25 protein-coding genes are annotated in these 25,966 nt (G+C 70.3%); 14 read left to right on the forward strand and 11 right to left on the reverse strand.

Annotated features, from left to right (window positions below; translation table 11 throughout):
- Positions 1–50: 50 nt before the first annotated feature.
- The 3 genes from JK364_RS41735 to JK364_RS41745 all read left to right on the forward strand — a co-directional run bounded on the left by JK364_RS41735 (position 51) and on the right by JK364_RS41745 (position 3,876).
- Positions 51–1,847: a DEAD/DEAH box helicase gene (locus JK364_RS41735; RefSeq protein WP_201856641.1), complete on the forward strand. Its 1,797-nt coding sequence runs from the start codon at positions 51–53 to the stop codon at positions 1,845–1,847.
- 456 nt (positions 1,848–2,303) lie between these two features.
- The gene (locus tag JK364_RS41740) at positions 2,304–2,945 is read left to right on the forward strand and encodes an IclR family transcriptional regulator (RefSeq protein WP_044574552.1); all 642 of its coding nucleotides are present in this window, start codon (positions 2,304–2,306) and stop codon (positions 2,943–2,945) included.
- Between the two features lie 145 nt (positions 2,946–3,090).
- Positions 3,091–3,876: a S16 family serine protease gene (locus JK364_RS41745; RefSeq protein WP_201856642.1), complete on the forward strand. Its 786-nt coding sequence runs from the start codon at positions 3,091–3,093 to the stop codon at positions 3,874–3,876.
- Here the strand turns inward: JK364_RS41745 and JK364_RS41750 are convergent.
- The 4 genes from JK364_RS41750 to JK364_RS41765 form a co-directional block, all read right to left on the reverse strand.
- Positions 3,815–5,200, reverse strand: a complete 1,386-nt coding sequence (locus tag JK364_RS41750; RefSeq protein ID WP_201856643.1) for an MFS transporter — start codon at positions 5,198–5,200, stop codon at positions 3,815–3,817. The two genes, JK364_RS41745 and JK364_RS41750, sit on opposite strands and share 62 nt — an antisense overlap.
- A gap of 1 nt (position 5,201) precedes the next feature.
- Positions 5,202–5,426 (reverse strand): hypothetical protein, encoded by a 225-nt coding sequence (locus JK364_RS41755; RefSeq protein ID WP_201856644.1) that lies wholly within the window; start codon positions 5,424–5,426, stop codon positions 5,202–5,204.
- Positions 5,427–5,447: 21 nt separating this feature from the next.
- Entirely contained in the window at positions 5,448–6,044 is a 597-nt protein-coding gene (locus JK364_RS41760) for an ArsR/SmtB family transcription factor (RefSeq protein WP_201856645.1), read from the reverse strand.
- A gap of 90 nt (positions 6,045–6,134) precedes the next feature.
- Positions 6,135–6,602: an Lrp/AsnC family transcriptional regulator gene (locus JK364_RS41765; RefSeq protein ID WP_201856754.1), complete on the reverse strand. Its 468-nt coding sequence runs from the start codon at positions 6,600–6,602 to the stop codon at positions 6,135–6,137.
- A gap of 159 nt (positions 6,603–6,761) precedes the next feature.
- On the opposite strand from JK364_RS41765, the gene hppD reads away from it, so the two are divergent.
- The 5 genes from hppD (at position 6,762) to JK364_RS41790 (ending at position 12,233) form a co-directional block, all read left to right on the forward strand.
- Positions 6,762–7,910: a 4-hydroxyphenylpyruvate dioxygenase gene (gene hppD, locus JK364_RS41770; protein WP_201856646.1), complete on the forward strand. Its 1,149-nt coding sequence runs from the start codon at positions 6,762–6,764 to the stop codon at positions 7,908–7,910.
- A 235-nt stretch (positions 7,911–8,145) separates the two neighbouring features.
- Positions 8,146–8,772 carry a TetR/AcrR family transcriptional regulator gene (locus tag JK364_RS41775; RefSeq protein WP_201856647.1) on the forward strand — a complete coding sequence of 209 codons (627 nt, stop codon included), beginning with the start codon at positions 8,146–8,148 and terminating at the stop codon, positions 8,770–8,772.
- Positions 8,773–8,948: 176 nt separating this feature from the next.
- A complete protein-coding gene (locus JK364_RS41780; RefSeq protein WP_201856648.1) occupies positions 8,949–9,620 on the forward strand; it encodes a VOC family protein in 672 nt (223 codons plus the stop codon).
- A 176-nt stretch (positions 9,621–9,796) separates the two neighbouring features.
- The gene (locus JK364_RS41785) at positions 9,797–10,792 is read left to right on the forward strand and encodes a phage baseplate protein (protein WP_230993301.1); all 996 of its coding nucleotides are present in this window, start codon (positions 9,797–9,799) and stop codon (positions 10,790–10,792) included.
- 73 nt (positions 10,793–10,865) lie between these two features.
- The gene (locus JK364_RS41790) at positions 10,866–12,233 is read left to right on the forward strand and encodes an FAD-binding oxidoreductase (RefSeq protein ID WP_201856650.1); all 1,368 of its coding nucleotides are present in this window, start codon (positions 10,866–10,868) and stop codon (positions 12,231–12,233) included.
- Between the two features lie 161 nt (positions 12,234–12,394).
- Here JK364_RS41790 and JK364_RS41795 read toward each other — a convergent pair whose 3' ends face one another.
- The 4 genes from JK364_RS41795 to JK364_RS41810 form a co-directional block, all read right to left on the reverse strand.
- Positions 12,395–13,597, reverse strand: a complete 1,203-nt coding sequence (locus JK364_RS41795) for a methyltransferase domain-containing protein (protein WP_201856651.1) — start codon at positions 13,595–13,597, stop codon at positions 12,395–12,397.
- Positions 13,594–14,559, reverse strand: a complete 966-nt coding sequence (tgmB, locus tag JK364_RS41800; protein WP_201856652.1) for an ATP-grasp ribosomal peptide maturase — start codon at positions 14,557–14,559, stop codon at positions 13,594–13,596. The genes JK364_RS41795 and tgmB overlap by 4 nt, the downstream gene beginning before the upstream one ends.
- Before the next feature lie 7 nt (positions 14,560–14,566).
- Entirely contained in the window at positions 14,567–14,866 is a 300-nt protein-coding gene (locus JK364_RS41805; protein ID WP_201856653.1) for a hypothetical protein, read from the reverse strand.
- Positions 14,867–14,928: 62 nt separating this feature from the next.
- The gene (locus JK364_RS41810; protein ID WP_201856654.1) at positions 14,929–15,360 is read right to left on the reverse strand and encodes an ATP-binding protein; all 432 of its coding nucleotides are present in this window, start codon (positions 15,358–15,360) and stop codon (positions 14,929–14,931) included.
- 210 nt (positions 15,361–15,570) lie between these two features.
- Here JK364_RS41810 and JK364_RS41815 point away from each other — a divergent pair, with 210 nt between their 5' ends.
- Positions 15,571–16,917 (forward strand): NsdA family TPR-like regulatory protein, encoded by a 1,347-nt coding sequence (locus tag JK364_RS41815; protein ID WP_201856655.1) that lies wholly within the window; start codon positions 15,571–15,573, stop codon positions 16,915–16,917.
- 88 nt (positions 16,918–17,005) lie between these two features.
- On the opposite strand, the gene JK364_RS41820 is transcribed toward JK364_RS41815, so the two are convergent.
- On the reverse strand, positions 17,006–18,055 hold the full coding sequence (locus JK364_RS41820) for an NAD(P)-dependent alcohol dehydrogenase (protein WP_201856656.1): 1,050 nt from the start codon (positions 18,053–18,055) through the stop codon (positions 17,006–17,008).
- Between the two features lie 126 nt (positions 18,056–18,181).
- Entirely contained in the window at positions 18,182–19,102 is a 921-nt protein-coding gene (locus tag JK364_RS41825; RefSeq protein WP_201856657.1) for a helix-turn-helix transcriptional regulator, read from the reverse strand.
- Between the two features lie 303 nt (positions 19,103–19,405).
- Here JK364_RS41825 and JK364_RS41830 point away from each other — a divergent pair, with 303 nt between their 5' ends.
- From JK364_RS41830 to JK364_RS41840, 3 genes are all read left to right on the forward strand, one after another.
- Positions 19,406–21,151, forward strand: coding sequence for an RDD family protein (locus JK364_RS41830; protein WP_201856658.1), 1,746 nt, complete (start codon positions 19,406–19,408; stop codon positions 21,149–21,151).
- Positions 21,152–21,309: 158 nt separating this feature from the next.
- A complete protein-coding gene (locus JK364_RS41835; RefSeq protein ID WP_201856659.1) occupies positions 21,310–21,903 on the forward strand; it encodes an RDD family protein in 594 nt (197 codons plus the stop codon).
- Between the two features lie 58 nt (positions 21,904–21,961).
- On the forward strand, positions 21,962–22,468 hold the full coding sequence (locus tag JK364_RS41840) for an RDD family protein (RefSeq protein ID WP_201856660.1): 507 nt from the start codon (positions 21,962–21,964) through the stop codon (positions 22,466–22,468).
- Positions 22,469–22,481: 13 nt separating this feature from the next.
- Here the strand turns inward: JK364_RS41840 and JK364_RS41845 are convergent, their stop codons facing one another.
- Entirely contained in the window at positions 22,482–22,763 is a 282-nt protein-coding gene (locus tag JK364_RS41845; protein ID WP_201856661.1) for a hypothetical protein, read from the reverse strand.
- Positions 22,764–23,082: 319 nt separating this feature from the next.
- Here JK364_RS41845 and JK364_RS41850 point away from each other — a divergent pair, with 319 nt between their 5' ends.
- Both JK364_RS41850 and JK364_RS41855 read left to right on the forward strand, forming a co-directional pair.
- Positions 23,083–25,470 carry an immune inhibitor A domain-containing protein gene (locus JK364_RS41850; protein ID WP_201856664.1) on the forward strand — a complete coding sequence of 796 codons (2,388 nt, stop codon included), beginning with the start codon at positions 23,083–23,085 and terminating at the stop codon, positions 25,468–25,470.
- Between the two features lie 133 nt (positions 25,471–25,603).
- On the forward strand, positions 25,604–25,918 hold the full coding sequence (locus tag JK364_RS41855) for a hypothetical protein (RefSeq protein WP_164430298.1): 315 nt from the start codon (positions 25,604–25,606) through the stop codon (positions 25,916–25,918).
- The last annotated feature ends 48 nt before the right edge of the window (positions 25,919–25,966 follow it).

Genomic DNA, 25,966 nt, shown 5'->3' on the forward strand with positions numbered 1-25,966 from the left:
AGGCTGACGCGGTTCCCGATCGACCCCGCCGAGTCAGCCCGACGGAGACCGTGAGTACTACTGCCGCCTCCACCAGCCATCACCTCTCGCCCGCCTTCCCCGGCCGGGCGCCTTGGGGTACCGCTAGCAAGCTGCGCGCCTGGCAGCAGGGCGCGTTGGACAAGTACATCCAGGAGCAGCCGCGGGACTTCCTCGCGGTGGCGACCCCCGGCGCCGGTAAGACCACCTTCGCCCTCACCCTCGCCTCCTGGCTGCTGCACCACCACGTCATCCAGCAGGTGACGGTCGTCGCGCCGACCGAGCACCTCAAGAAGCAGTGGGCGGAGGCCGCGGCGCGGGTCGGCATCAAGCTGGACCCGGAGTACAGCGCGGGCCCGCTGAGCCGGGAGTACCACGGCATCGCCATCACCTACGCGGGCGTCGGCGTCCGGCCCATGCTGCACCGCAACCGGATCGAGCAGCGCAAGACGCTGGTCATCCTCGACGAGATCCACCACGCCGGCGACTCCCGCTCCTGGGGCGAGGCGTGTCTGGAGGCGTTCGAGCCGGCCACCCGGCGGCTGGCGCTCACCGGCACCCCGTTCCGGTCCGACACCAACCCCATCCCCTTCGTCACCTACGAAGAGGGCAACGACGGCATCCGGCGCTCCTCCGCCGACTACACCTACGGCTACGGCAACGCGCTGGGGGACGGCGTCGTGCGCCCCGTCATCTTCCTCTCCTACAGCGGCAACATGCGCTGGCGCACCAAGGCGGGCGACGAGATCGAGGCGCGGCTCGGCGAGCCGATGACCAAGGACGCCGTCTCCCAGGCCTGGCGCACCGCGCTCGACCCGCGCGGCGACTGGATGCCGAATGTGCTGCGCGCCGCCGACCAGCGGCTGTCCGAGGTCCGCAAGGGCATCCCGGACGCGGGGGCGCTCGTCATCGCCTCCGACCAGGACTCGGCCCGCGCCTACGCCAAGCTGATCCGCGAGATCACCGGCACCAAGGCGACGCTGGTGCTCTCCGACGAGGCGGCGGCGTCCCAGCGGATCGAGGACTTCAGCCACTCCGACGACCGCTGGATGGTCGCGGTCCGCATGGTGTCCGAAGGGGTGGACGTGCCCCGGCTGGCGGTCGGGGTGTACGCGACCACCATCTCCACCCCGCTCTTCTTCGCCCAGGCCGTCGGCCGCTTCGTACGGTCGCGGCGGCGCGGCGAGACCGCGTCCGTCTTCCTCCCCACCATCCCGAACCTGCTCGGCTTCGCCAACGAGATGGAGGTCGAGCGCGACCACGTCCTCGACAAGCCGAAGAAGGACGGCGAGGAGGAGAACCCGTACGCGGAGGAGGAGAAGCTCCTCGAGGAGGCCGAGAAGCAGCAGGACGAGGACACCGGCGACCAGGACCAACTGCCCTTCGAGGCACTGGAGTCGGACGCCGTCTTCGACCGGGTGCTGTACGACGGCGCCGAATTCGGCATGCAGGCGCACCCCGGCAGCGAGGAAGAGCAGGACTACCTGGGCATCCCGGGACTCCTCGAACCCGACCAGGTGCAGATGCTGCTCCAGAAGCGGCAGGCCAAGCAGATCGCGCACAGCCGCAAGAAGCCGGACACGGAGGCGGATCTGCTGGAGCTTCCGGCGGAGCGGCGGCCGGTGGTCACCCACAAGGAGCTGCTGGAACTGCGCAAGGAGCTCAACTCGCTGGTCGGCGCGTACGTCCACCAGAGCGGAAAGCCGCACGGCGTGATCCACACCGAACTGCGCCGGGTGTGCGGTGGCCCGCCGAGCGCGGAGGCGACGGCGGGGCAGATCCGCGAGCGGATCAAGAAGGTCCGGGAGTGGGCAACACGCATGCGCTGACGCGCGGACCTTTCCCCACCCCGACGCCTGACGCGATGCGGTTCCGGCGCGTGGTGGGGGCTTCGCCTCTGGTCTCCGGGGTCTGGGGCGGAGCCCCAGTTGCGGGAAGGGGCGGGGAGGGGAACGGCTCGCCGCAGGCGTTACGCCCTCCGCAACCCCCTTTCGAAAAATTTCATGAACTGGTCGCAGACCCCCCTTGTCAATCCGGGTAAACCCGGACGATTTGGGGTGCTCTCGCGCCGCACTCTTTGACAGCTCCGCTCGGATTCTGGACAAACCCTTCCGCAAAGCGGACCAGCTCGCTAGCGTTCGGGCACGCACACGCCCCGTGGCAGCGCCGCCGCGGAGCGCAGCCGGTGCGTGACCACCGCGACCGGCGGCCTCTTCGCGCGCCGTCGTCGGGACCGACGGGGCACCGCACGAAGAGCCGCCACTCATCACCGAGGAGGGGGCGTCGTGACCGCGGAGACCTCTCAGACGCTCGATCGGGGACTGCGCGTCCTCAAACTGCTCGCCGACACCGACCACGGGCTGACCGTGACCGAGCTGTCCAACAAGCTCGGCGTCAACCGCACCGTGGTCTACCGGCTGCTGGCCACCCTCGAGCAGCACTCCCTGGTCCGCCGGGACATCGGCGGGCGGGCGCGCGTCGGGCTCGGGGTGCTCCAGCTCGGCCGCCAGGTGCATCCGCTCGTACGGGAGGCGGCGCTGCCCGCGCTGCGCTCCCTCGCCGAGGACGTCGGCGCGACCGCCCACCTCACCCTGGTCGACGGCACCGAGGCACTCGCCGTCGCGGTCGTCGAGCCGACCTGGACCGACTACCACGTGGCCTACCGGGCCGGATTCCGGCATCCGCTCGACCGGGGCGCCGCCGGGCGCGCGATTCTCGCCGCCCGCGCCGGCCGCCCCGACGACCCCGGGTACGCCCTCACCCACGGCGAACTGGAGGCGGGCGCGAGCGGCGCGGCCGCCCCACTCATCGGGGTGACGGGGATAGAGGGCAGCGTCGGGGTCGTGATGCTCTGCGACTCGGTCCCGGAGCGCGTCGGCCCCCGGGTGGTCGACGCGGCCCGAGAGGTCTCGGACGCCTTGAGGTGACCACGGGGCGGCGGGCACCTTGGGTTCGCCGCCCGCCGCCCGCCGCCCGCCGCCCGCCGCCCGCCGCCCGCCCCTGCCGTCCCCGGGCGGCGCCATGGGACGGGGCGGCGGCTCATACGGCTCAGCGGTCAACTAGATTCGCACCATGCCTGCCGTCTCCCCCCGCGCCCGCACCCTCGCGCTCTGTTCCGCGCCCGTGCTCGCCCTGCTCGCGGTGGCCGCGTTCGCGCCGCTGCCGTTCACCGTGGCCCAGCCCGGTTCGACCGTGAACGTCCTGGGCTCCGACCGCGGCAAGCAGGTGATCAGCGTCTCGGGGACCGGCACCCGCAAGACCGCCGGGCAGCTGCGGATGACGACGATCCTGGCGACCGGCCCGGACGCCACCGTGCGGGTGAAGGACGTGGTCAGCGGCTGGTTCGCCACCGACCGCGCCGTCATGCCGCATGACTCGGTCTACGTCGGCGGCACCACCAAGGAGATCGAGCGGCACAACGCCGAGGAGATGGAGGAGTCCCAGTCCTCGGCGACCAGCGCCGCACTGGGCTACCTCCACCGTTCCCCGCGCGACGTCAAGGTCACCCTGCGCCTCGCCGACGTCGGCGGTCCGAGCGCCGGGCTGCTCTTCTCCCTCGGCATCGTCGACAAGCTGGACGGCGACGGCCGCGGCGGCGACCTCACCGGCGGCCGGACGATCGCGGGCACCGGCACCATCGACGCCAAGGGCAAGGTCGGGGCCGTGGGCGGGGTCCCGCTGAAGACGCAGGCCGCCAAGCGGGACGGCGCCACGGTCTTCCTGGTGCCGAAGGCCGAGTGTGCCGATGCCACGGCCGAACTGCCCAAGGGGCTGCGGCTGATCCCCGTCACCACCCTCAAGGGTGCGGTGACGGCTCTGCGGGCGCTGCGGTCTGGCGGCGCGGTCCCGCACTGCTGAGCGGCGCCGCCGCCCCTTCATTCACGGTCATCGCCGCCCCCTCATCCACCGTCATCGCCGTCCCCTCGTCCATCCCGCGCCAGGCCGGGAAGACCAGCGGGCTGAGCGTGGCCAGGAAGTAGACACCGCCCGTCACCAGGAAGGCAGCGGTCAGCCCCACCCCCTCGACCAGACATCCGGCCGCGAGCCCGCCGAGCGGCATCACCACCCACACCCCCGCGGTGAGCGCCCCCGAGACCCGGCTGCGCAGCTCATCGGGGACGGCCTCGTACGTCACCGTGGTCAGGATCGGGTTGAGCATCCCCGCCGCGACCCCGCTGGCCGCCATCGTCACGGCGAGCGGGGACACCCCGGGCACGAACGCGGCGATCAGGAACCTCGGCAGCCCGCACACCAGGAAGCTCACCGCGAAGACGGTCCGGCGCGGAAAGCGGTCGCCCACCGCCCCGTACAGCAGCGCCCCCACCAGCGCCCCGCCGCCGAACAGCGCCGTGAGCAGCCCCAGTTGCACCGAACCGCCCAGGTGCCGCTCGGCGTGGACCGGCAGCAGTACGGAGGACAGGCCCTGGTCGAGGCCGTTGGTGACCATGACCATCAGCACGATGGCCAGCAGCAGCCGATGGCGCAGCAGGAAGCGGTACCCCTCGCCCAGCTCGGCGCGGTAGGCGCGGGCGGACACCGGGACGACGGGCTTGCGCGGCGCGGCGGCGGGCAGCCCGCGCAGCCCCGCCATGATCAGTACTGCGGACGCCGCGAACGTCGCCGCGTCCAGCAGCAGTACGGACGGCGGGCCGAGCAGCGCGATCAGCAGTCCGCCCAGCGCGGCGCCCAGCATCCTGGCCCCGCGCGAGGCCCCGTCGTAGAAGCTGGCCGCGCGGCTGAGGGTGGTGCCCGCCCGCTCGGCCAGCGCGGGCACGAGCACCTGGCGGGCGGTCTCGCCCGGCGCGTGGAGCAGTCCGCAGAACGCCATCAGCGCGCACAGCTGCCAGAACCGCAGCAGCCCGGCGAAGTGCAGCACCGGAATCGTGGCGACGGCCACCCCGCACATCGAGTCGGAGGCGATGGAGACCCGTCGGCGGCCGATCCGGTCGATGACCGGCCCGCCGATAACGGCCGAGACGACCACCGGCAGGGTCGCGCAGAAGGAAACTAACCCGGCCTTGGCCGCGCTGCCCGTGGTCTCCAGGACGAACCACGGGACGGCGATCAGAGTGAGGGAATTGCCCGCGATGGAGACGGTGTTGGCGGCGAGGACGAGTAAGAGTGGTCTTCGGTCGTCCCCGCTGTTCCCCCGGCGCTCTCCGTCTCCTGTGTCACCGGCCATGTCAGTGGTCGAACCTGGCGGTCAGACCGGATTGTGGCAGCCGCGGCGTGGCCAGCCGCAGCCCGACCTCCACCAGCGTCCAGCCGACCCGGGCGCGCAGCACCCGGGCGCGGGCGGGGCGGGAGCGGCGGGACCGGCGGTGGGGCCGGGGCGCCTCGCGGGCCTCGTCACGCAGACGCTCGGCGCGTATGTGGTGCAGCCACAGATGGATGTCGTCGCCGTACATGTGGTTCCCCCCAGGGATCGGTCAGTCCTCGTCGCGCGGGAAGGCGTGCAGATGGACGCGGAGGCGAGCTGAGTTCTCGACGTCCTGGTCCACCTCCTTCTCGCGATAGCTCTCGATCACTTCGTGCACCCTGTCGCGCATTTCCGCGGCGAGCTCAGGAGCGAGGCGGATGGTGAAGCTGCTGATGTCCCAAGCGCGTCGCCATTCCTCGGACCAGTCGTGCAGGGTGCCCAGCCAGGTGGACATCTCCTGCGTGTGCAGGGTGGCCACTTCATGCAGCATGGTGTTCACCGCCCCCCGTACGGCCGGGTCGGGGTGGGCCAGGAACTCGTCGGTGCCCAGCCGCGTGCCCCTGTGCGCCGCCTTCCACCACCGCTCCCGCCCCTTGCCCCGCTCCGGGTCGTCCTTGACGAAGCCATGGGCGGCCAGCTGTCGCAGATGGTAGCTCGTGGCGCCGCTCGACTCGCCCAATCTGTCGGCCAGTTGGGACGCGGTGGCCGGTCCGTACTCGCGCAGCGCTCCGAGCAGGCGTATCCGCAGCGGATGCGCGAGTCCGCGCAGGGAGCGTGGGTCGAGCACCCGGACATCGTCGGGCGCAGGCTCTTCGTTCTCTGCCATGAGCGGAGCCTAAGCGTGCAAAGATGTGCTTGCAACACTTTCTTTGCAACGGATTCTTTGGATCCGCTTCAGGGCCCCGGGCCCCGGTGCTCAGTCCCGCGCCGCCTGCCGCACCAGCGGGATGATCCGCAGCGGCACCGGGTTCTCCATCACGATCGCCGTCGAGGCCCGGACGATCCCCTCGAACCCCACCACCAGGTCGATCACCCGCTGGAGATCGGCGTTGGAGCGGGCCACCAGTCGGCACAGCATGTCCCCGTGACCCGTGGTGGTGTGCAGCTCCAGCACCTCCGGAACGGTCGCCAGGTGGGCCCGTACGTCCGGCCCCTGCCCCTGCTTGATCTCCAGCGTCGCGAACGCGGTGACCGGGTAGCCGAGCGCCGCCGGGTCCACATCGGGGCCGAAGCCCCGGACCACCCCCTGCGCCCGCAGCCGGTCCAGCCGTGCCTGCGCCGTGCCGCGGGCGACACCGAGGCGGCGCGATGCCTCCAGTACCCCGATCCGCGGCTCCTCGGCGAGCAGCTCGATCAGGCGGGCGTCGAGCCCGTCGATTCCCATGCGGTCCCCCTCCAGGTCCCAGGCTTCTCTTGAGGTGTCCCCTGTGACGGTAGTCACTCTGTACATGATGCGCTGCTGAATGCACTCGTGGCTATACACACTGACCAGCGTTTTCTCTAAGTGTTGCGCATCTTGAGTCGCCGGGGGACGCTTCGAAGTATGACTGAGACGACAGAGATGCTGCAGCAGGGGGACGCACGGCACGCCGACCCGTTCCCCGTGAAGGGGATGGACGCGGTCGTCTTCGCGGTCGGCAACGCCAAGCAGGCCGCGCACTACTACGCCACCGCCTTCGGCATGAAGCTCGTCGCCTACTCCGGCCCGGAGAACGGCAGCCGGGAGACGGCCAGTTACGTCCTCGTCTCGGGTAGCGCCCGCTTCGTGTTCACCTCCGTCATCAAGCCGGTGAGCGCCTGGGGCCGCTTCCTGTCCGAGCATGTGGCCGAGCACGGCGACGGTGTGATCGACCTCGCGGTCGAGGTGCCGGACGCGCGCGCCGCGTACGCGTACGCCCTCGATCACGGCGCCACCGGGATCGAGGAGCCGCACGAGCTCAAGGACGACCACGGCACGGTGGTCATGGCCTCGATCCGCACCTACGGCGACACCCGCCACACCCTCGTCGAGCGCACCGGCTACTTCGGCCCGTACCTCCCCGGCTACGCCGAGGCCGAGCCGATCGTCGCCCCGCCGGCGCGCCGGAACTTCCAGGCCATCGACCACTGCGTGGGCAATGTGGAGCTCGGCCGGATGGACGAGTGGGTCCGCTTCTACAACGACGTCATGGGCTTCACCAACATGAAGGAGTTCGTGGGCGACGACATCGCCACCGAGTACTCCGCGCTGATGTCGAAGGTCGTGGCGGACGGCACCCGCAAGGTGAAGTTCCCGCTCAACGAGCCCGCGGTCGGCAAGAAGAAGTCCCAGATCGATGAGTATCTGGAGTTCTACGGCGGCCCCGGCGTCCAGCACATCGCGCTCGCCACCAACGACATCGTCGCCACGGTGCAGGCGATGCGCGCGGCCGGGGTGAGCTTCCTGGACACGCCGGACTCGTACTACGAGACCCTGGGGGAGTGGGTCGGCGACACCCGCGTCCCGCTGGAGACCCTCCGCGAGCTGAAGATCCTCGCCGACCGGGACGAGGACGGCTATTTGCTCCAGATCTTCACCAAGCCGGTCCAGGACCGGCCGACCGTCTTCTTCGAGCTGATCGAGCGGCATGGCTCGATGGGCTTCGGCAAGGGCAACTTCAAGGCGCTGTTCGAGGCGATCGAGCGCGAGCAGGAGAAGCGCGGAAACCTCTGACGCCATGCGCGGAAACCTCTGACCGCCAAGCGCGGCAATCTCTGACGGCCATGCGCGGCAACCTCTGACCGTCACGCGGGGCGGGGCCGCACGATCGCGGCCCCGCCCCGCCCCGCATGCCCGCCTTACGCGATCGACCGCGCTTCCACACTCCAAGGGCGGAAGCCCGGGCCGGGCCGTGGCCGGGCGGCTGGGTGGGCGGCTGAGTGGGCGGCTGAGTGGTAAGAATAGGTACGTGTCGAAAGAGGCCCAGGTCAGCGCCCCGCGCACGCGCAACCGCTGGGGGGAGGGCGAGCGGCTGCGCGGGGAGATCCTCGCCGCGGCCAGCCGATTGCTGTCCGAGCTCGACGGGGAGGACGGACTGACCATCCGCGGCGTCGCCCGCACCGCCGGTATCGCGCCGGCCAGCATCTACCAGCACTTCACCGATCGTGCCGCGCTCGTAGCGGGCCTCACCGACCACGAGTTCGCCCGGCTGCACACCGCGATGGAGGCGGCCGAGGATCGCGTGGATTCTGGCGACGTGGTGGGCCGCGTGCGAGCGATGCTCCACGCCTCCTGCCGGTTCGCGATGGACAACCCGGGGCACTACCGGCTGATGACGGCCAACGGGCCGCCCCGGACCGCGCCCGGCGTCCGTCAGGCCGGGCCACTGGCCGACGTGATCGACCTGCTCGTCGCCGGCTTCGCGCGCTGCGCCGCGGCGGGGGTCGCACTCCGGGTGCCCGCGGAGCGAGCTGCCGTGATCGCGTTCGTCGGCGCGCACGGTCGCGTCGCCCTCTTCCAGAACTCCGCCAAGCACGCCGATGCGGACTCCGTGATGTCGTTCGTCGATGAGTTCGTGTCGCTCGTTTTTGCCTGAGATACGGCGTTTTCGCCCATCATTTTCCCCATCTCATCCCAGCTGTTCTCCTCTGTAGTGGCGATCTTGATCAGGAGGGGTGGACGAGTGCCCTCAAGATTCCTAACATCTGTTCAGTAAGTCTCTGAACAATCGTTCGGTAACTTTCTGTGGGGGCGAGATTGGAAAGGATCGACATGTTTCATCTTGATCACCTCTGCCTGGGCGTCCGCGAGTTGGGCGACGGCGTCCGCCGGGTGCGGGAGGAGACGGGACTCGCCCACTACGACGGTGGCGTCCTCGCCGCCGCCATCGCGAACACGATCTTCCCGCTCGGCGGGGACGTCTACCTGGAGGTCGAGGCGGTGACGGCCCCCGCGGCCGTGCGGGATGCGGGGGCCGCCTGGTTCGACCGGGCCGTCGCGGATGGCGACCGGTGGATGTTCTGGAGCCTGCGCGCCGACACCCTCGAGGAGCTGGCCGCGGTCGCGCAGCGGCTCGGCGGCGAAGTGGCGCGGCTTCCGGGACGCGTCCAGCCCGACGGCACCCAGCGCATCATCACCACCGCGCCCGGCCCCGGCCGCGCGCTCGACACGTGCTGGCGCCGGGGGCTGCCGAACTGGTTCTACCGGGAGGACCCGGCCACCAACCCGGATCGTGGGGCGGCGGAGCACGGTGAGCGCGGGGTGGCCGTGACCCGGCTGGAGATCGGCGCTGACGCCGGGGAACTGCGGGAGCACATCGGTGCCGAGACCTTCGACCGGCTGCCGCTGGCGGTCGTGCCCGGCCGGCCGGGCGTGCACGCGGTCACGGTGCGCACCGCGTCCGGGCGCGAGGTCACGCTGCGCAGGGACCCGGCCGACCTGTAGGGCATATGCGCCCACACTCCCGTGTCCATGCGCCGCTGGTGCCAGAAAAAGCGAACACCTGAATGGGAGCGCTTTCTCACCGTCTACACTCACGGCGATCTGTTCACTCCAACACGGCGTGATCACACGGGAGTTGTTGAGTATCAATGCACACGGAAAAGTACACTGCGGGCCGTTTGACCAGGCGTAGGTTCACCCTCGGCGGGGGAGTCGCCGCGGCCGGCGCGCTCGGTGCCTTCGCCGCCCGCGCGGGGGCCACCACCGTGGCGGGCGGCCGGTTCGACCTGTCGGTGCCCTCCACCCAGCTGATCCGCGAGAAGACCCCGCACAACTCCACCGTGCTGCAGTCCTTCGCGTTCGACGACGTGGGCGGGCACGTCTACACGATCCAGCTGATGGAGGGCGGGATCCGGCTCAGCGGGGAGTCCGCCCCCGTCTCCGGCGCCGACCGCGCCGCCCACGGCGATCTGTGCGTCACCAAGCTGTCCCTGGCCGGGGCGGAGCTGGGCTCGATGTACCTCAAGGGGTTCGGGCACGGCGTCGCCATGGGCTGTGAGCCGGTCGGCTCGACGGCCTATCTGTGGACCGAGTCGGACGCCAACCCCGACTCCGGCTACGGCCGCGCCATCAGCCGCCTCAAGTTCGCCGATGGCACCGTGCTGTCGTCCGGTTCGTCCTCGCTGGTCAAGCACCGCCCGGTGGCGGGCTCCACCAGCAATCAGCCCGCCGTCGACATGCTCAACCGTCGGCTGCTGCTGCGCCACCGCCTCGGCGGCGAGGTCCGCTACCGGCTGATGAGCCTGTCCGGGGTCAGCGCGGGCGACTACACCGCCGTGTACGACGACATACCCCAGACCGGTGTCGAGGACGGCGAGGTCTTCCAGGGCTTCACGGTCCTCGGCGACTACGTGTACCAGCTCACCGGCACCGCCTACACCGGCGAGGACGGCGCCAACCCGCCCTCCGGCCACGGCAACACCTACGTCTCCTGCGTCGATCTGCGCACCGGCGAACTCGTCCAGCGCGCCCGCACCGAGGCCGCCTACTCGCTGAGCTACCGCGAGCCCGAGGGGATGGCCGTCCAGCTGTCCAGCCCGCGCCGGCTGTGCATGGGCTTCGCCTCGGGCGCCGCCGGGGACCGTAAGGTCAGCGTCTACTACAAGGCGCAGTAGACCGACAATTTCGCGGTAACCCGTCCGCTGCAGCGATCTTCCCCGGGCGCTTCCCGGGTGCGAGTCTGGAGATATGACGGACCTCATCGAGCTGCTGCGGGAGGGCCTCCCCGAGGAGGCGGTGCTCACCGATCCCGATGTGACCGGGGCCTACGCCAATGACATGGCGAGCTTCTGCGAGGCGGGCGCGCCGGCCGTGGTCGTCCTCCCGCGCACGGTGGAGCAGGTGCAGCACGTGTGTCGCACCGCCACCGCGCTGCGCGTGCCGATCGTGCCCCAGGGCGCGCGCACCGGGCTGTCGGGCGCGGCCAACGCGTCCGACGGTTGCGTCGTGCTGTCCCTGGTCAAGATGGACCGGATCCTGGAGATCAACCCGGTGGACCGGATCGCGGTCGTCGAACCGGGCGTGATCAACGCGACCCTGTCCCGCGCGGTCATGGAGAAGGGCCTCTACTATCCGCCGGACCCCTCCAGCTGGGAGCAGTGCACGATCGGCGGCAACATCGGCACCGCGTCCGGCGGGCTGTGCTGTGTGAAGTACGGCGTCACCGCCGAATACGTCCTCGGCCTCGATGTCGTCCTCGCCGACGGCCGGCTGCTGAAGACCGGCCGCCGCACCGCCAAGGGCGTCGCGGGCTACGACCTGACCCGGCTCTTCGTCGGCTCCGAGGGCAGCCTCGGCATCGTCGTGCGCGCGGTCCTCGCCCTCAAGCCCGCCCCGCTCGAACAGCTCGTGCTCGCCGCCGAGTTCCCCTCCACCGCGTCCGCCTGCGACGCCATCTGCCGGATCATGGAGCGCGGCCACGCCCCCTCGCTGCTGGAACTGATGGACCGTACGAGCGTCCGCGCGGTCAACGCGATCGGGAACATGGGCCTCCCGGAGTCCACCGAGGCCCTGCTGATGGCGGCCTTCGACACCCCGGACCCGGCCCCCGACCTCGCCGCCGTGGCCGAGCTGTGCACGGCGGCCGGTGCCACGGAGGTGGTCCCCGCCGAGGACGCCGCCGAGTCCGACATGCTGCTCCAGGCCCGCCGGATGACGCTTCCGGCGCTGGAGGCGGTCAAGGGCGTCACCATGATCGACGACGTCTGTGTGCCGCGCTCCCGGCTCGCCGAGATGATCGACGGCACGGCCGCCATCGCCACGAAGTACGGCCTGACCATCGGTGTCGTCGCCCACGCCGGGGACGGCAACACCCATCCCACGGTGTGCTTCGACCCCGCCGACCCCGACGAGTCCCGCCGCGCCCGGGAGTCCTTCGACGCCATCATGGCGCTGGGCCTTGAGCTCGGCGGCACCATCACCGGGGAGCACGGCGTCGGCGTCCTCAAGCGGGAGTGGCTGGCGCGTGAACTGGGCCCGGTGGGGGTGGAGCTGCAACGCGGCATCAAGCAGGTCTTCGATCCGCTGGGCCTGCTCAACCCCGGCAAGCTCTTTTGACGGCGGCCCTGGCAAGTCCCCGCCTCGGGGCGAGCCCTCTGCGCGACCTCTCCCTTCACTGATCTTGAGTACCCGCAGCAGGCGGACGACCTCGGGCGCGGCCGCGCCCGCTGCGTCGAGCCGCTCGACGAGTCGGGCGACGGTGCCCCATGCGGTGTCTTTCATGCGCGCCCAGCCGTGGAGTGGGGGAGGCTCCATCGCGTTCCGTCGGGGATGTGCCAGACGTAAGCGCTTCCGTCCGCTTCACGGGCGTACCCGAACCGGTCCTGCGACGGGCGGCCGACGTCGTTCCACCAACGCCAAGCCGTCTCGGCCTGCTGCCAGAGTTCGGCGTCGCCGCCGTAGCTGACGGTGCCGGTGTTGTCGCCGGTCAGGGGTGCGCGGGCCCAAGACCCGTCGGGCTGCTGAATCTGGATGGCCATGGTGCCTGTGGTGTCGTCGAGGTGGTAGACGAATTCCGCCTCGGGCAGGTGGAAGGCGAGCAACAGGCGGAAGGGGTAGTGACCGCGGATGCTCTCGGCGGTGACCACCGTGGGTCGGGTCTCTGCTTCCGGTGCCCGTTCAGGTCGTGGGGGTGGGGCGTAGGCCCGTGCGTCGGTGCGGGCTGCCATGAAGCGGCCGGCGACGGTGGTGAAGTGGCCGAGGGCGCGCTGTCGCTCGTCGACGGCGAGGCGGACGAGGCCGCCCTCGATGCCGAGGGCGACATCGGCGACCAGGGTGGTTCCGGGCTTGCTCTGGTCGATCCACGCTTGGGGGATGGCGGGCACGGAACAGGTGGCGATGATCCGGTCGAACGTGTCCCCGGTGGGGTAGCCCCGCGTTCCGTCGCCCGGGACGACTTGGGGGGTGCATCCGGCGTCGGTGAGGCGCTGCTGTGCCGCCTCGACGAGGGCGGGGTCGACGTCGACGGAGTGCACGAGGTGTTCCCCGAAGCGTGCGCACAAGAGGGCGGCGTTGTAGCCCGTGCCGGTGCCGATTTCGAGAATCCGGTGTCCATCTTCGGCGTTGAGGTCTTCGAGCATGCCGGCCATGAGGCTTGGCAGAGTGCTGGACGAGGTCGGGACCCCGGTCCATGCCGTCTCGTCGACCTGCTCGGCGGTGGCCGGGTCGAGGGCGGTCACGAGCGTCTGGTCGCGGTAGACGGCGGCGAGGGTGTCCTCGGCGGTGGTGGCGCGGTGCTCGCGCCAGACGGTGATGCCTTTGTCGTTGGTCTCCTGCTCGAACCACTGGGGGACGAACACGTGGCGGGGGACATTGGCGAATGCTTCGGCCCATGGGCGGGTGCGGATGGCGCCGGCCCGAGTGAGTCCGTCGGCGAGGGCCGCCATGTAGGGGCGGGCCTGGTCGAGGGCTGGGGCGTTCATCGGGAGACTCCTTGCAGTTCGTCGGCGATGGCCTGGGCGATGGGCAAGCCGGTTGCGTGCTCGATCCAGTCCCACTGCCCGCACGGATTCGCTTCCAGGTACGTCCACACCCCGTCGGGGCTGACGACGAAGTCGAAGGCGGCGAACCGGAGATCAAGGCGATCCATGTAGCGTCGCACGCCCTCGACGACGTTGGGTGGGGCTGTGCCGATCCGGTACGTGAGCGAGCGGTAATCGCTGCGCCAGTCCGTATGCGCGGCGTCGCTGCCCGCGTGGACTTCGGCGGCGAAGAGCCGGTCGCCGACGACCGTGAGCCGCACCTCGTACGCCTTGTCGACCCACGCTTGGAACAGGTGCGCGGTGGTGTCGATGCCGCGCAGGTCGGCGAGGTCGTCCTCGGTGACACGACGGGTGTACACGGCCTTGAACTGGTCGTCTTCGATGAACACAGGTGTGGCCGTCGGCTTGCAGACGATCGGACCGGTTACGTCGCCGACGAACGCGCGGACGGCATCGGGGCTGTTGGTGATGAGCGTGGGCGGAACGGTCAAGCCGCAGGTTCGAGCGGTGGCGAGCTGAAGTGGCTTGTACTCGGCGCGGGACATGGCGGCGGGGTGGGAGACCCATCGGCAGTCGAGGGCGGTGATGATGCCGCCGAGTCCGGCGCGGGCCTGCGCGGCGGCGAACCGGTGCTCGGGTTCCGACATGGTCGCGGGCAGGCTGAACGGGTTCGGGGCGCGGTAGTAGACGGCGGAGACGTCGGCGAGGTCGACGGCGCGGTGAGCGGTGGTGAGTCCGCCGGACCATCCTCGTCGAGCGTCGATACGCCCGGCGAGGGTGACCTCTTGCGGGAACTCGGCGGTGTCCATGCGGAACACCTCCGCTCCACCGTCCGTGAGTGCCTTGACGACGCGGTCGGTCGGCCAGTCGTCGCGCGCTGCGATCACGAGAACGGTGGACATGGGGGCATCAGTCCTTCGCGCCCTCGTCGAGCGGCGGCGGGTTCTTCACGTTGCCGTCGGGAACCGTCGGGTTGTGGGTTTGCATGTAGGGGAGCGGGCCGTCGTACAGGCCCCGGGACATCTGTAACTCGTTGTCGTAGACGGCCGGTGGCTTCACGATCGCCTGCGTGGCGTCGGGGACGCGGGCGAAACGGAGAATCCATGGGCGCGTGTCCGGTCCGCTCGGCGGTGTGCTGCCGTACGGGATGCGCCCACCCTCGGGCGCGAGCGGGAAGGCTTCCCTCACATCAGCGGTGGCTGTTGTCATTCCGCATTCCTTCCTGTGACAGGTCGGCCGCGCCCCGACGGCGTGGCCTCGACCGAGCGGCATCACGGGGCCGTCTTCATTTCGGCCCAGCAGCGCTTACGGTTCGGCCGCCGCGCGGGGCCCAACAGGTCGTAGCCCCACCGGTCGGCAAGAACGTCGACCAGGATCAGGCCCCGCCCGTCGGTGTCGTCGCCGCCGGGGGTGCGCAGCATCGGCACCCGGGACGGGTCCATGTCCACGATCGCCAGGTACAGCCGGTCATTCGCCGGGCGGTCCACGATCACGCGCAGGCTGTGCCCCCGGGCGTGCTTCACGGCGTTGGTGACGAGTTCGGACATCGCCAGCGCGGCGGTTTCCGCCGTCTCGTCGCCGAGGCCCCACGCGGCGCACGCCGTGCGGACCAGGCCGCGCGCCACGGACGCCGTCTCTTGTGCGTGCGGGTGGGTCTCGCTGTAGCCCTGGCATCCCGTCGCGCGGGCTCTGCTTGCCGTCATCGTTATGGATCACGCCTTGGTCAGGGGGCGGGGGAAACCGCGCCGGTCCTTCTTGGAGGTTGGGGGTGAAGAAACCGGTGCGATCGTCAACCGGTCGCCCGATCTCGATCACCGAACGGCCGGTAATCACTCAACTCCAGTGCGTGCATCGGGGTAAGGGAGCAGAGTGGAGGCACGGTTGAACTGGTTGAACACAGCTCGGGGGTTGGAATGGCGCGACGACTGCGCACGCCGAACAGGGCTCTCGCGAGCCTGATGCAGACGGAGGGGATCGGAAACGCGAGGCTGGCACGGCGTACAAACGCTGTCGGAAAAGAACTCGGGGTCACGCTGCATTACGACAAGTCGAGCGTGTCGCAGTGGCTCGCCGGCAGTACGCCGAAGCCGCAGGCACGGCCCGCGATCCTCGAAGCGCTCTCCCGACTCGCCGGGCGGCCGGTAACGTCCGACGAAGTCGGCTGGGGGGACGATCCGGTCGAAGAGCGCGATGCTGTTTCGGGAGTGATGGCGCTGAGCCGAGCAGATATGGACCCGTCCCGCCGCAGCGTGCTGACCGCGGCAATGTACGCGGCCACGCTGGTGGTCCCCACATACGACGAGTTAGCCGGGGAACCGGACCAGCGCGTGAAGGACACCAGCGCGGGGAGCCTTCTTCGTATCGGTATGAGCGACGTTGAGACCGTGACCAAGATGACGGACAAGGTCGCCGAGATCCTGGACGAGATCGGAGCTGGTCACGCTCGGCCGATGGCGGCGGCGTTCATCACCAACACCATCGGCACCTATCTGCGCGCTGACGCCTCGGACAAGGTGCGCAAGGCCATGCTCGCGGCCGTCTCGGACTTCGTGTACCTCACGGGCTGGATGGCGATGTACGAGATGAAGCAAGGGCTTGGGCAGAAGTACTACCTGCGCGCGCTCGATCTCGCTGCGAGGGGCGAGGACCACGTCACCTACTGCCGGACCCTGCGAGGCATGTCCTTGCAGGCGTCCCACCTCGGCTACGGGCCAAAGGCGTTGGAACTTGCGGACGCAGCGGCGGAGGCCGCCCCCGCATCTGGGCCGCGTCTGGTGGCGTTCCTGCGAGGACAGCAGGCCGCTGCGGCGGCGATGACCGGCGACCGGAACACCGCTGTGACGCGCTTGCGTGAGACGGAGGCCGCCCTGGCTCAGGCGGACAACCGGAGGGATGCCGTGGGTGGGTACGACGAAGCCGCCTTCCACTTCCACGAGGCGCACGTCAGGTGGTCACTCAAGGACGGGCCGGGCAGCATCAAGGCCCTGCGCCGCTCCAACGCCGCCCGCAGCCCTCAAGAACGTCAGGGGCGAGTGCACTGCCTTGGGGTGATCGCTCAACGGCAGATGGCCATGCGGCATGTCGAGGCAGCCTGTGCCACCTGGAACGAGTTCCTCGACGAGCACCAGATGATCAGCTCTGCGCGGGGGGATGAACACCTGCGGAACCTGCGCACCGGCCTCAAACCGCATGCATCGCTGCCGGTTGTGCGCAGCGTCGCCGAACGGGCGCGCGAAGTCGCCCATCTGAAGGCAGCTTGAAATAAAGATCCGAGACGGAGAGGCCGCCCGGACCCGGGGGTGGTCCGGACGGCCTCGGTCTCAGCGGCTGATCAGGCCTCGGCGCCGATCAGGCCTTGAGCGAGGCGATGTCGATCACGAAGCGGTAGCGCACATCGCTGCTCACGACGCGGTCGTACGCCTCGTTGATCTGGTCGCCGTCGATCAGCTCGATCTCCGCGCCGAGCCCGTGCTCGGCGCAGAAGTCGAGCATCTCCTGGGTCTGCCGGATGCCGCCGATCTTGGATCCGGCCATCGACCTCCGGCCCATGATCAGCGAGAACTGGCTGAAGGCGCTGGGGTTCTCCGGCGCGCCCACGTGCACCAGCGTGCCGTCCACCTTCAGCAGCGACAGATAGCCGTCCAGCGGCAGGTTCGCCGAGGTCGTGTTGACGATCAGGTCGAAGGTGCCCGCCAGCTCGGTGAAGGTGGACTCGTCACCGGTGGCGTAGAAGTGGTCGGCGCCCAGCCGCAGCCCGTCGTCCTTCTTGCGGAGCGTCTGGCTCAGCACGGTCACCTCGGCGCCCATCGCATGGGCGATCTTCACGCCCATGTGGCCGAGGCCGCCGAGGCCCACGATGGCGACCTTCTTGCCGGGACCGGCGTTCCAGTGGGCCAGCGGGGAGTAGAGGGTGATCCCGGCGCACAGCAGCGGGGCGGCGACGTCCAGCGAGATCCCCTCGGGGATGCGCAGCACGTAGTTCTCGTCCACCACGGTGTGGGTGCTGTAGCCGCCGTAGGTGGGGGCGCCGTCGTACTCGTTGCCGTTGTACGTGGGCACCTCGCCTTTGAGGCAGTACTGCTCCTCTCCGGCGAGGCAGTTCTCGCACTCGCGGCAGGAGTCGACGAAGCAGCCCACGCCGACCCGGTCGCCGACGGCGTACTTGGTGACGGCGGAGCCGACCTCGGCGACCACACCGGCGATCTCATGGCCGGGCACCATCGGGAAGAGGGCGGTGCCCCACTCCTCGCGGGCCTGGTGGATGTCGGAGTGGCAGATACCGGCGTAGGCGATCTCGATCAGCACGTCGTGCTCGCGCAGGGCGCGGCGCTCGACGGTGGTCCTTTCCAGCGGGGCCTTCGGAGCGGGGGCTGCGTAGGCGGTGACGCTGGTAGTCATAAACGTGTCTCCCTGTGACGAACTAGGAAAAAGGGGATGGGTGAAGGGAAGGGGGAAGTAAGGAGGGGGAAGGGGGAAGGGTGTGCGGGGGGAAAGGGGAAGGGTGTGCGGGGGAAAGGGGTGGGGTCAGGGGGAAACGTCGGAGGACGGTCCCCCCGAAGGACGCGCTTCGGACGAGGGCGCGGATCGATCGGCCGAGGGAGTCACGGTCCAGCTCGCCAGCAGCCGCAGGGCCGTCTCGGAGGGGGAGCCGGGCTCGACCGTGTAGATGCACAGAGCCTGGTCGGGATCGCCGGGCACGGTCACGTTCTCGTAGGCCAGCGTCATGTCCCCGACCACCGGATGGTGGTAGAGCTTGACGCCGTGGGTCTTCTCCCGCACGTTGTGGTCGGCCCACCACGTGCGGAACTCAGGGCTCTTGATGGTGAGCTCGCCCACGAGCTCGGTCAGCCGGGGATCGTCGGGATGACGCCCGGCCTCCAGCCGGAGGGACGCCACCCCCTCCGCCGCGACCGTCTCCCACTCCGGCCACAGCGAACGGGCCGCCTCGTCGAGGAACATGAAGCGGGCCATGTTCCGCTCGTGGTACGGGAGCGCCTCGAAGTCGATGATCAGCGCCCGGGCCAGCTGGTTGGAGGCCAGGACATCGCCCCTGCGCCCGAGGACGAAGGCCGGTGAGACCCCGTCCAGCATGCGCAGCAGCGCGTGCACTCCGGGCCGCACCCGCTGGGGGCGGGGCGGCCGGCGGCGCACCGTGCGCCGGGGGCGCGGCCGGGTCAGCTCGAAAAGGTACGCACGTTCGGTTTCATTGAGCTGAAGAGCGCGGGCCACGGCGTCCAGCACCGTCTCCGACACATTGAGGTGCCGGCCCTGCTCCAGACGCGTGTAGTAGTCCGTGCTCACGCCGGCCAGCTGCGCCAGCTCCTCGCGGCGCAGCCCCGGCACCCGACGGGGGCTGTTGTTGCTCACGCTCACGCCCGCGTCGCCGGGGCTCAGACGTGCCCTGCGGCTCCGCAGGAACTCACAGAGCTCGGTATTGCGGTCCATGGGTTCCAGTATTGGCAACGGAAAAGGCATCTGAGCGTGCCAAAGTAGGTCTGCTGAACCTAGGCCGGGCGGGGCCATGCGGGCCGTCGCCGCTCGTACGGCTTCGTGGCGCTCGCACGGGAGAGTGGTGGCGGGAGCGGTGGGCTGGTGCCGGTGGGCCGGTCTGATAGACCTTGACCGCGCGCTCCGGGTTGCACTGCGGCTCCTGTACGGCAAACTGCTTACGCCCCACCCTCACCGCGAGGCACCGCAAAGGCGCAGCGCAGTACAGCACGGCCGAGCAGATATGGGACATCGGAGATCATGAGCGCCCCTACCTCAGGATCCGCGGACGGCAGCTCCATTCCTGGCTTTTATCCTGATCCGTCCATCCCTGGCTACATCCGTTACTGGAACGGCGCCGCCTGGGTGCCCGGCACCAGCCGTCCCGCCCCGGCCGAGGGCGAGGCCATGCCCGCGCCGCCGCCCGGGGTCACCCATACCCAGGTGATCAGCCCGCCGCCGGACGAGACGGGCCCGATGTTCCTGGACGACGATCCGGCGCCGCGGGCCGCCGAGGAGACCGGTAGCGCACTGCCCGAGCTGCGCCGGAGCGCCGAGATGGACGTCCGGGGCGCGGGCGGGCCGCCCGAGGCGGCGGCCGGGGGCATGGGGGCCCAGCCGGTGCCGCCCGGCGGTGTCCCGGCGTCCGTGGACTGGAACGACCCCCAGCGGCTGCACGGCACCCGCCCCGACGCCGGCTCGGCCTGGCAGGCGGACGCCGCCCAGCAGGGCGGATTCGGCGGTGAGCAGGACCGCCGGATCTCCTGGGGCGCGGAGCCGGACGCCCCCGGCGACCCCCAGGCCGGTGGGGGACAAGCCGGTGGGGGGCAGGCCGGTGGGGGACAGTGGCCCGGGGTGCCCGACCCGCGGCGCGCGGGCCCGGGTGAGGACGCCGGGCGCGATGACGGCACGCTGACCATGCGCGCGGGCGGGAGCGGGCGTACGACGGACCGCTCGACGCAGGCCCTGCCGCCCGTCCGCCGGGCCCCGGAGCTGCCCCCGGCGGACGAGGGCGGGACGCCCGCCCCGGCGGGCGACGGGACGATGACGTTCCGCACGGTGGGGCGCGGCGGCGGCGCGGCACCCACGACCGGCCAGGGGCAGGGGCAGGGGCAGGACCAGGGCTGGGACCAGGGCCGGGGCCAGACGGCCGGCCGGGACGACGGGACGATGGCGATCCGGGCGATCGGCCGCGGCGGTGCGCGCAAGGGCGCCGAAACCGCACCCCCGGCCCAGCCCCCGCACCAGCCCCAACAGCCTCCGCAGACACATCAGCCCCAGCAGCCCCCGCAGCCGCACCAGCCTCAGCAGCCCTTCGGCAGCATCCCCGCCCAGGGCGGCGGCCCGGCCTGGCAGCCGCAGGGGCAGTTCGCCCAGCAGTCCGGCCCGCCGCAGCGCCCGCCGCAGGCCGCCCCGCACGCTCCCCAGGCGGCCCCGCACGGCGCCGGCCCGGGTGCGCCCGAGGGCGTCATCCCCTGGAAGCCGCCCGTCGACAACCCCTTCCTCCTGGCCGCCCAGGAGGGCCGGCCCGCCTCGCTCGGCCGCCGCCTCGCCGCCCGGCTGATCGACTCGGTGGTGCTGCTCGGCGTCGTCGGCGCCGTCGCGTTCCCGCTGTGGAGCAAGGCGAGCGACCACATCGACGAGAAGGTCGAGGCGGCCAAGCAGAGCGGCGAGACCGTCACGGTCTACTTCCTGGACGGCACCACCAGCGGCTATCTGGGCATCGTCCTCGGTCTGCTGCTCATCCTCGGCGTCGTCCTGGAGACGCTGCCGACCGCCAAGTGGGGCCGCACCCTCGGCAAGAGGCTGTGCGGGGTGCGGGTGCTGGACATCGAGGAGCACGACACCCCGTCCTTCGGCACCGCGCTGCGCCGCTGGCTGGTCTACTCGGTGCTGGGAGTGCTCGTCATCGGCGTGCTGAACGTGCTGTGGTGCCTGTTCGACCGCCCGTGGCGGCAGTGCTGGCACGACAAGGCGGCCCGCACCTTCGTCGCGTCGGCCGACTGAGCGTCGGCCGACTGAGCGTCGGTCGGCCGAGCGTCGGTCTGCCGAGCCGCCCTCCGCCGAACCGAACATCCGTCCCGGCTGCGGCGGATGGACGATCCCGGTCGCCCGAACGGGGCGCGCCGGATGCGACAGTCCCGGCTCCGGGGTCGACTCGGGCCATGAGCACCGATCAGCCGCCCCCCGGGCCGGACGAGCCCCGGGACCGGGACAGCAGCGATCCGTTCGCGAAACAACCGCGTGCGAACGGCTCCCCGTACGGGGACCACGAGGACCACGGGGACCAGACCGCGGGGCCCGAGCCGTACGCCGGGATGCCCCCGCTCGCGCACCTCGGCCGCCGTCTGATCGCCCGGATCATCGACGCGCTGCTCATCGGCATCCCGGTCGGGCTCGTCGTGACCGCGATCGCCGGGACCTACGACCCGATCGAGGGCAGCGCCCGCTCGACCACCGTCACGCTGGTCTACGTCCTGGTCTACTTCCTCTACGAGGGGCTGATGCTGACCCGGGACGGCCAGACCGTCGGCAAGAAGGCGATGAAGATCCGGGTCGCCATGCTGGAGAACGGCCGGCCGCCGGCGGGCCAGGCGGGCTGGCTGCGCGCCGGGGTGTACGCCCTGCCCGAGATCGTGCCCTGCTGCGGCTTCGTCTTCTGGCTGATCAATGTGTTGTGGTGCACCTGGGACCGGCCCTACCGGCAGTGCCTGCACGACAAGGCGGCCAAGACGCTGGTGGTGTCGACCGTGCCCTGACCCCCGGAGGAGCCACCCTGAGCTTCCGGCCCGCCCGGCGCGCTGATGTAATCGGGGCATGGCCCCCGACCCGCTGTCCTCGCCCCCGCCTGTGATCCCCCCAGGGATGCCCCCGCTGGCCACCCCTGGTCAGCGCTTCACCGCCCGGCTCATCGACATCGTCATCCTCGGCGCGATCTGGACGGTGGCGCTCACGGCGACCGGCGCGCTCCAGTACACGATGGACCACCCGGGCGAGCAGGACATCGGCAAGGTGACCCTCGCGCTCGTCATCACGATGGCGCTCTACTTCGGCTACGAGGGCGTCATGCTGGCCCGCAGCGGACAGACGCTCGGCAAGAAGGCGCTGCGCATCCGGGTGGCGATGCTGTCCGACGGCAATGTGCCGGCCGGCCAGGGCTGGGTCCGCGCGGCGGTCTATGTCCTGCCGGGGATGCTCATCCCGCTGTTGGTCGGCACGGTCTTCTGGCTGGTCAACTCGGCCTCACTGCTGTGGGACAAGCCGCTCCAGCGCTGTCTGCACGACAAGGCCGCGCGGACCGTCGTGGTGTCAGCCGTGCAGTGAGTCGGCCGTGGTGTCAGCCGTGCAGTGAGTCGGCGTGCGCCCGGGCGTGCGCCCGCGCCGGGTCGGCCGGTCCGGACCCCGCCACGGGGCGGCTGGTACGGACGGTGCGGCCGGGGCGGGACGCCCGGGCCACCGGCACGGTGACGGCGACGAGGAGCCCGAGAACCAGCCCGACCACGGTCACCACCGCCACCCCGAGCCCCGATCGGGTCTGGGAGAGCAGCAGCATGGCGAAGGTCGAGAGAACGACGGTGGCCGAACCATAGGCAAGCTGTGCAGGAGTCGGACGCGGCATGGCGGGATCCGTCCTCGGGGGCGATATGCAGGGGGCAAGAGTCAGGCCGATGTGCACCGTCAGTCCTGACTCTACGGTCCTGCATGCCCGTGGGGAACGGAAGTAAGCGTGACCTCACCCACGGCGCTGTTGCACAGGGGGCGCACGGAATCATCGGGTGTGCCAACCGGCGTGCAAGGCGCGCCCGTTGCTGTCCGTTAAACGGAACGTCGGGATCGCAGAACGTACTTGTCTCATCAGTCCAAGTCAAGGTCTGTCTTTTCTCCTGCCACTCCGGTCAAATGTCCGGCACTGGTGTGGAAAGGGGAGGACTGAGCGAGTGAACAGCCAACGGAGGACGGCCAGATCGGCCGCCATAGCCGCAGTGGTGGCCGCGCTCGGAGCGGCGGCACTCTCGACCGGCATGGCTCAGGCGGACGCACCGTCTACGCGTGTTGAGCGCCATGATCCGGCGCCCGCGAAGACGGATGTCCAGCACGACCTCGAAGGTCCGTACAGCAAGCAGCGGGAAGCACAGCGCCAGGAGGCGCTGCGTCAGGTCATCTCCGGCGACGCCAAGGCGACCACGCGCGGGGCGTCCAAGGTCGTGAAGCTCGGCAAGGGCAAGTACGTCGAGCTGGCCCGGGAGAAGACCGACAAGATCTTCACCATCCTGGTCGACTTCGGCGACAAGGTGGACGACACCACCATGTACGACCCGGATGGGGACGGCCCCGAGCCGCCGGTGAAGAAGTACGGCGGCGACCCGGGCCCGGCGCACAACACCATCGCCCAGCCGGACCGCGCCGACGACAACAGCACGGCCTGGCAGAAGGACTACAACCGCCAGCACTTCCAGGACCTCTACTTCTCCAAGGACAAGAAGAAGGAGTCCCTGAAGAAGTACTACGAGAAGCAGTCCTCGGGCCGCTACTCGGTGGACGGCGAGGTCTCCGACTGGGTTAAGGTCGACTGGAACGAGGCCCGCTACGGCTCCAACTACTGCGGCGACACCAACTGCGCCAACGCCTGGGACCTGATCCGCGACGGCGTCAACCAGTGGGCCAAGGACCAGAAGGCGGCCGGCCGCACCGACGCGCAGATCAAGGCGGACCTGGCCAAGTACGACCAGTGGGACCGCTACGACTACGACGCCGACGGCAACTTCAACGAGCCCGACGGCTACATCGACCACTTCCAGATCGTCCACGCCGGTGAGGACGAGTCCGCGGGCGGCGGGGTCCAGGGCGAGAACGCCATCTGGGCGCACCGCTGGTACGCGTACGGCACCGACGCGGGCAAGTCCGGCCCCGGCGACAACAAGTCGGGCGGTACGCAGATCGGCGACACCGGCATCTGGGTCGGCGACTACACGATGCAGCCGGAGAACGGCGGCCTCGGCGTCTTCGCCCATGAGTACGGCCATGACCTGGGCCTGCCGGACGAGTACGACACCACCGGCAAGGGGGAGTCGTCCGTCGCCTACTGGTCGCTGATGTCCGCGGGATCCTGGCTCGGCACCGGTAAGGACGCCATCGGCGATCTGCCCGGCGATATGAACGCCTGGGACAAGCTCCAGCTGGGCTGGCTGAACTACGCCTCGGCCAAGGCCGGTAAGAAGTCCACCCACACCCTCGGGGTGGCCGAGTACAACACCAAGAACAAGCAGGCGCTGGTGGTCGAGCTGCCCGCCAAGGCCGTCACCACCGAGGTGGTCGCCCCCGCCGAGGGCTCCAAGCAGTGGTGGAGCGGAATGGGCGACGACCTCAAGAACACCCTTACCCGGTCGGTGGACCTCACGGGCAAGTCCAAGGCCAGTCTGGACCTCCAGGGCTGGTGGGACATCGAGGAGAACTACGACTACCTCTACGCCGAGGTCTCCACGGACGGCGGCGCCAACTGGACGCCCGTCGACGGCACCGCGGACGGCAAGGCCATCCCGCGCGACGCCGGAGACAAGCCCGCGCTGACCGGCACCTCGGGCGCGTACAAGAAGCTCTCCTTCCCGCTGGACGCCTACGCGGGCAAGAAGATCGACCTGCGCTTCCGCTACCAGACCGACGGCGGGGTGGCGCAGAAGGGCTTCGCGGCCGACGCGATCACCCTGACCGCGGACGGCGCCCCGGTCTTCAGCGACGGCGCCGAGGGCGACGACAACGGCTGGACGGCGAAGGGCTTCTCGCGCATCGGCGGCTCCTTCACCAAGGACTACCCGCAGTACTACCTCGCCGAGAACCGCCAGTACGTGTCGTACGACACCACCCTCAAGACCGGCCCGTACAACTTCGGCTGGGCCTCCAGCCGGCCCAACTGGGTCGAGCACTTCCCGTACCAGAATGGGCTGCTGATCTGGCAGTGGGACACCTCGCAGCCGGACAACAACGTCGGCGTCCACCCGGGCAGTGGTCTGATCCTGCCGATCGACGCGCACCCCGCCGCCGAGAAGTGGGCGGACGGCAAGCTGATGCGCAACCGGATCCAGGCGTACGACTCGCCCTTCAGCCGGCTCCCCTCGGACGGCTTCACGCTGCACAACGACGGCAAGGCCGCCAAGGTGAAGCCGAAGCCGGGCATCCCGGTCTTTGATGACCATAAGGGTACGTACTGGGACGAGGGCAACCCGACCGGAAGTGTCAAGATTGCTGACACCAACACCCGGATCAAGATCCTCAAGGAGCTCCCGGGCGGCTCGACGATGACCGTCCAGGTCGGACCGTCCGCCTCCTAGATCCACACCAGTCTGCGTTTTCGCAGGTCAGAGCGGTAGCGGCCGTCGCCCCCTAGCGGGCGGCGGCCGTTAGCGTTTAGATGCCCCTACGACCTGCTTGTTGACACGACGTCTCACGGGGGCATGACCCGCAATGGCCGACGGAGGATTTACCAAGCTGCCGGGTGGCAGTGTGGTGGTCGCACTGACGCTGCCGCGCCCACTGGGCGAGGGCGGCGTCCGCGTACTGGTACACGCCGCGAACCGCCAGCGAGCCCTGACCAGGCTCCGCAATCTCGGGCTCCGCGCTGTCTATCTGCGCGGCAACACCGCGCCGCCGACACCCGACGAGGTGACGGCGGTGCTCCACCATCCCGACGGGGTGGTCTGGCGCGCCGCGCCGGACCGCGGAGGGGAGCTCTGGCATCCCATGGCCGCCCTCCTCAGACCCCCGGCCCCGGCCTCGTAACGCCGGGGCCCGGGGCGGCGGCCGATCGAGCCTGGCCGGGCAGCCGCC

The organism is Streptomyces endocoffeicus, from assembly GCF_016741935.1.
GTDB lineage: Bacteria > Actinomycetota > Actinomycetes > Streptomycetales > Streptomycetaceae > Streptomyces > Streptomyces endocoffeicus.

Coding starts and splice junctions, on each gene's coding strand:
- JK364_RS41745 (WP_201856642.1), top strand. CDS start 3,091: ATGCCTGCCGTCTCCCCCCGCGCCCGCACCCTCGCGCTCTGTTCCGCG.
- JK364_RS41750 (WP_201856643.1), bottom strand. CDS start 5,200: ATGGCCGGTGACACAGGAGACGGAGAGCGCCGGGGGAACAGCGGGGAC.
- JK364_RS41755 (WP_201856644.1), bottom strand. CDS start 5,426: ATGTACGGCGACGACATCCATCTGTGGCTGCACCACATACGCGCCGAG.
- JK364_RS41760 (WP_201856645.1), bottom strand. CDS start 6,044: ATGGCAGAGAACGAAGAGCCTGCGCCCGACGATGTCCGGGTGCTCGAC.
- JK364_RS41765 (WP_201856754.1), bottom strand. CDS start 6,602: ATGGGAATCGACGGGCTCGACGCCCGCCTGATCGAGCTGCTCGCCGAG.
- hppD (WP_201856646.1), top strand. CDS start 6,762: ATGACTGAGACGACAGAGATGCTGCAGCAGGGGGACGCACGGCACGCC.
- JK364_RS41780 (WP_201856648.1), top strand. CDS start 8,949: ATGTTTCATCTTGATCACCTCTGCCTGGGCGTCCGCGAGTTGGGCGAC.
- JK364_RS41790 (WP_201856650.1), top strand. CDS start 10,866: ATGACGGACCTCATCGAGCTGCTGCGGGAGGGCCTCCCCGAGGAGGCG.
- JK364_RS41795 (WP_201856651.1), bottom strand. CDS start 13,597: ATGAACGCCCCAGCCCTCGACCAGGCCCGCCCCTACATGGCGGCCCTC.
- tgmB (WP_201856652.1), bottom strand. CDS start 14,559: ATGTCCACCGTTCTCGTGATCGCAGCGCGCGACGACTGGCCGACCGAC.
- JK364_RS41805 (WP_201856653.1), bottom strand. CDS start 14,866: ATGACAACAGCCACCGCTGATGTGAGGGAAGCCTTCCCGCTCGCGCCC.
- JK364_RS41810 (WP_201856654.1), bottom strand. CDS start 15,360: ATGACGGCAAGCAGAGCCCGCGCGACGGGATGCCAGGGCTACAGCGAG.
- JK364_RS41815 (WP_201856655.1), top strand. CDS start 15,571: ATGGCGCGACGACTGCGCACGCCGAACAGGGCTCTCGCGAGCCTGATG.
- JK364_RS41820 (WP_201856656.1), bottom strand. CDS start 18,055: ATGACTACCAGCGTCACCGCCTACGCAGCCCCCGCTCCGAAGGCCCCG.
- JK364_RS41825 (WP_201856657.1), bottom strand. CDS start 19,102: ATGGACCGCAATACCGAGCTCTGTGAGTTCCTGCGGAGCCGCAGGGCA.
- JK364_RS41830 (WP_201856658.1), top strand. CDS start 19,406: ATGAGCGCCCCTACCTCAGGATCCGCGGACGGCAGCTCCATTCCTGGC.
- JK364_RS41835 (WP_201856659.1), top strand. CDS start 21,310: ATGAGCACCGATCAGCCGCCCCCCGGGCCGGACGAGCCCCGGGACCGG.
- JK364_RS41840 (WP_201856660.1), top strand. CDS start 21,962: ATGGCCCCCGACCCGCTGTCCTCGCCCCCGCCTGTGATCCCCCCAGGG.
- JK364_RS41845 (WP_201856661.1), bottom strand. CDS start 22,763: ATGCCGCGTCCGACTCCTGCACAGCTTGCCTATGGTTCGGCCACCGTC.
- JK364_RS41855 (WP_164430298.1), top strand. CDS start 25,604: ATGGCCGACGGAGGATTTACCAAGCTGCCGGGTGGCAGTGTGGTGGTC.